The 3,093-nt window shown below is 58.7% G+C and carries 3 protein-coding genes and 2 pseudogenes; all 5 read left to right on the forward strand.

Features of this window, described 5'->3' with window-relative positions; translation table 11 throughout:
• The first annotated feature begins 56 nt into the window (after positions 1-56).
• Positions 57-209 carry a hypothetical protein gene (locus tag AWB67_RS43650; RefSeq protein WP_374729886.1) on the forward strand — a complete coding sequence of 51 codons (153 nt, stop codon included), beginning with the start codon at positions 57-59 and terminating at the stop codon, positions 207-209.
• The gene (gene tnpB, locus AWB67_RS42605; protein WP_268808160.1) at positions 139-399 is read left to right on the forward strand and encodes an IS66 family insertion sequence element accessory protein TnpB; all 261 of its coding nucleotides are present in this window, start codon (positions 139-141) and stop codon (positions 397-399) included. The genes AWB67_RS43650 and tnpB overlap by 71 nt, the downstream gene beginning before the upstream one ends.
• Before the next feature lie 5 nt (positions 400-404).
• Positions 405-911, forward strand: a pseudogene (locus tag AWB67_RS35735) (IS66 family transposase); the annotation flags it as partial.
• 351 nt (positions 912-1,262) lie between these two features.
• Positions 1,263-1,556, forward strand: a complete 294-nt coding sequence (locus AWB67_RS35740) for a DUF4148 domain-containing protein (protein WP_087660602.1) — start codon at positions 1,263-1,265, stop codon at positions 1,554-1,556.
• A gap of 1,175 nt (positions 1,557-2,731) precedes the next feature.
• Positions 2,732-2,848, forward strand: a pseudogene (locus tag AWB67_RS35750) (transposase); the annotation flags it as partial.
• Positions 2,849-3,093 lie beyond the last annotated feature (245 nt).

Consider the following 3,093-nt stretch of genomic DNA (forward strand, 5'->3'; position numbering starts at 1 on the left):
AACGGGACATGCGCTGATGGCAAGCATCGCGCTTCGACACGGATCTGCGCGTCTACCTGCACCGCGAGCCGATCGACTTCCGAAGCGGGATCAATAGCCCGGTGACGCTGGTTGAACAGACGATGCAGCTCGATCCACTTGCGGAAGTCGTATTACGCTTTCCACAACCGCAAGCGCAAGCGCAATCGTCTAAAGCTACTACTTTATGATTGCTCCGGCTTCTGGCTCATGCTGAAACGACTCGAGGCGGATCAATTCTGGCCCCGGAACCGGCAGCAGACGGTGATCGAACTCACAACCGAGCAGCTCCACTGGCTGCTCGACAGCATCGACATCGACGCCGTGCGCCGTCGTCCAAAACGGCAGTACCTGTGCGGCACTGCACTTTCACTATTGTGAAGTGTGTGAAAGCATCCGATCCATTCGGATTGCCATCGGCCGCCCGGGCCTACATCCACGAACTCGAGGCGCGCACGGTCGCTGACGCGCAGCGCATTGCCGAACGTGACGCCAGGATCGACGAACTGACCAGGCGCATCGAGACGCTCGAGGAGAAGTACCGCCTCGCGCTTGCCCAGCGCTTCGCGCCAAAAAGCGAGAGGCGCAAGGATCGTGTGTTCAACGAGGCTGAGCAGATCGCCGAAGCGGAGCCCGCGGAAGATGACGGCGAACTGCCTGAGCTGCCCGATACTGGATTGCCCGATGCCGACTCTGCCGCGCCCGGCCCGCGCGGCAGCAAGCCACTGGCGCCGCATTTGCCTCGCGAGCGTGTCGAAGACGATCTGCCCGAGGACCAGACGGTCTGCGCGTGTTGCGGGAACCCGCTGCATCGTATCGGCGAGGAAATGAGCGAGCAGTTGCATTACGAAGTCCAGATCACGGTTCTTCAGAATGCCCGCTTCAAGTGTCGTGGGGTGAAAGCAGCAACTTGGTGGCCGCCTTGCCGCCCGTGGCAGACCGCCGACATGCAAGATGCCTTCGTTCAGCAGCCGGGACTGGCTTTCGGGCGAGTCCCGGCGCGATGATGGACGGCTTTTCGCGCGCACGTGAAAGTCGCCTCTACAATCTCCCGGAGGAGCTATTGCGCAAACTGAAAATATCGATAGGTCTGGCAATCCAGAATAGAGTAAAGGTCTCGGCGTCAAGGATCCGGCCGGCAGGGACGGGCCGGACGAAACCGACAACTGGCTTCGGCACGAGCCGCTATTCTGACGCTGGTCTCATTGGACATACTGGGTTCCCTCACTAAATGGAGGCGTGACTTGAGAAACTCGCTGAAGATCTGGCCGACGGTTTCCGCATTGACGTTCTCGCTCGCCGGCTGTGCCGCAGGCGGCGTGCCTGAAGGCACGGCGCATCTGAGCTCAACCCAATGCCGCGATCTCACCGCTCTCAGGAACAACGCGCCCGTCACGCCCGATCGCAACCGGAGTGAACTGGCGGCGCTGAAAAAGGCGGGGTACGACCCGTCAAGGTTCGACAACCCGTACTATCCGGAAGATCTGCAGGCGGCCCAGCGTGAGGTCGACCGGTGGTATCAGGCGGATTGCCAGTAAACACCACCCATTGAGACGCACAAAGCCATGTAGGTTCGCCGCCTTGTTTGCTAATCTGTGGCCGATCACCGACGTGGGAATTGCTGACGCGGGGTGTGCAAACGTCTCTGCCCGGACCCACCGCCGCCGGTCGCGTCGTCCGCGATTCAGAGGCAGGTATCGAAGCGGTTCAGGTCATCCCACCCGCTTCTCCGGGACAGCAGCGGCCTTAGCCGGCGTTAACGAGCGAAGAACATCTGACTGTGTCGTGGGCACGCCCAACCCCGCTTTCAGTTCGGCCGAACGACGGCAGAGGGCCCAACCCCGACGTCGGCTACTGGCCGAATCGCCCGCACCGGCGGGCCCGCAAGCAGACCTGACCACTCTTGAGGGTCCAAGATGATACGAGATCTGTGCGCCAGGTCACGTTTCGAGAATTTTTGCTCGATTTAACCTGTTAAATCCCCTAATGTTGTGGTGAACTTCAGTCCGGCTAAAATACCTGGACTAAACAAGGCTGCAAGGGCGCCCTGTTTCAAGAGATAAAACAGCACTGTGACGTTTGAATTCCTTCATTGGAGGCATGCCAATGACGTGCCTAAGCGAGAGGATGATCGGCGTATTATTTTTCACGCTTAGTGGATACGCGTTCGCGGAACGTCTTGCCATCGATTCGCCCGAAACGGTGACGGTTGCGAACATTGCGCCTCTGCCCATGGAGGTTGTTCCCCCGATCCCGGAGCCACAACGCCATTTGCGGAGTTATGGAATGGAATATCAGTCGAAGCAAGCAAAACCGTATTACGCGCAAATCGAAGATTATTTTTATAGTGCGAAGGTAACGCAGGACTATCGACTCGGCGCCGGGACAGACTCGCCAACGCATGAGACTCCGTCGCAGCAGGCATCGAATTTTCTCCGCCCGGGTGCGTCTACGGCTCCGCAAATCTCTATCGTTCAGTTGCCGAACATTACTTTCACGCTAGGTGCGCAACCGCAGCGAAGGCTGTCGCTAACGATTGACACCTGGGCCTTTTCTGCTACGGCACGTCTCGCGGTTCTCCATTCACACGATACGGGCGCGACGCTTTCTGTTAGGCACGGCTTTTAGAGGTGGCCCCGGGAATCTGGACAGTCGGTTAGGTGGAGTCGCTGGGTTCTGAGATAGGCATAATGCCTTCAAAGGAAACCAGACGATGACGAAGAGAACCCGGCGCACGCACTCAGCGGCGTTCAAGGCGAAGGTGGCGCTGGCAGCCGTACGTGGCGAGCGCACACTGGCAGAATTGGCGCAGCAGTTTGAGGTTCATCCGTAAGCAGCCGGCAAAGTCATCTTGATTGGCAAGGCGAGAAGCCTGACGAGCATGTCCATTCAAATTTCAATGGACAGGTCTACATGATGGACGAAGTCAAGGTTGTCCAGGATGTAGTTCAGCCGACACGGCGCCGGCGGCATAGCAAGGAATTCAAAGCGATGGCCATTCGGGCGGCAATGCAGCCGAACGTGTCGCTTGCGGCCGTGGCACTACATTACCGGTTGAACGCCAACCTGCTGCGC

Origin of the sequence: Caballeronia terrestris (assembly GCF_001544515.1) — a bacterium.
GTDB lineage: Bacteria > Pseudomonadota > Gammaproteobacteria > Burkholderiales > Burkholderiaceae > Caballeronia > Caballeronia terrestris.